The 1,143-nt window shown below is 68.2% G+C and carries 1 protein-coding gene; it reads left to right on the forward strand.

All coding sequences use genetic code 11. From position 1 onward, the window contains the following. Window positions 1-52: 52 nt before the first annotated feature. Window positions 53-1,143: IS481 family transposase (locus HNO83_RS20090; RefSeq protein WP_175339311.1), on the forward strand; the 1,091-nt coding region annotated here is incomplete at its 3' end.

Below are 1,143 nucleotides of genomic sequence, written 5' to 3' on the forward strand. Positions count from 1 at the left end.
GTCTCAGTTGATAGGTCCCTGGTGAGTCGGGACATGCGTCACAGTCGGTGGCATGTCGAAGGCTCGGGTCGCCGTGATGAAGATCGTGTCCAAGCAGCTGACCGTGTCTGCGGCGGCGGACGAGTACGGGTTCTCCCGCCGGCACCTGCATCGGCTCCTCGCCCGCTACCGTGAGGGCGGTCTGGACGCGGTCGAGCCCCGCTCGAGAGCTCCGCGCCGCAGCCCGCAGGCCACCACCGACCACGTCCGGGACCGGATACTCCAGCTGCGGCGCGAGCTGACCGCGAACGGGTTGGATGCCGGACCTGTCACCATCGGTTGGCACCTCGAACAGGAGAACCTGAAGGCTCCGTCGACCTCGACAATCCGCCGGATCCTGCACACCGCCGGGCTCATCACCCCGGAACCCCGGAAACGGCCCCGCTCCTCCTACCTCCGCTTCCAGGCCGCGCAACCCAACGAGACCTGGCAGTCCGACTTCACCCACTGGCGCCTGGCCGACGGCACCGATATCGAGATCCTGAACTGGCTGGACGACCACTCCCGCTACCTGATCTCCTGCACCACCCACCGCCCGGTCACCGGCGACGACGTCGTGACCAGCTTCCTGACCGCGATCGAACAGCACGGCATCCCCGCGTCCACGCTCACCGACAACGGCAGGGTCTACACCGCCCGGTTCGGCGGCGGCCGCAACGCCTTCGAATACTTGCTCCCCCTGCTCGGGGTCACCCAGAAGAACGGCTCACCCAGCCACCCGCAAACCCAAGGCAAGATCGAACGCTTCCACCAAACCCAGAAACGCTGGCTCGCCGCCCGCCCCGCAGCGACAACCCTCACCGACCTCCAAACCCAGCTCGACGCGTTCCGGGAGCACTACAACGAACACCGCCCCCACCGCGCCCTGAACCGGCAGACACCCTCACAGGCCTACCAAGCCACCCCGAAAGCCCTCCCCGCCGAGACCCGCACCCCCGGCCACTACCGCATCCGCTACGACCTCGTCGGCAGCAACGGCAAAGTCAGCCTCCGCCGCGCCGGCCGCATGCACCACCTCGGCATCGGCTACCACCACCGCGGAACCCGCATCCTCGCCCTCGCCGACGACACCACCGTCACCGTCATCGCCCTCCACACCGGCGA

It is taken from the genome of Leifsonia sp. C5G2 (assembly GCF_013359685.1).
Classification (GTDB): Bacteria; Actinomycetota; Actinomycetes; order Actinomycetales; family Microbacteriaceae; genus Leifsonia.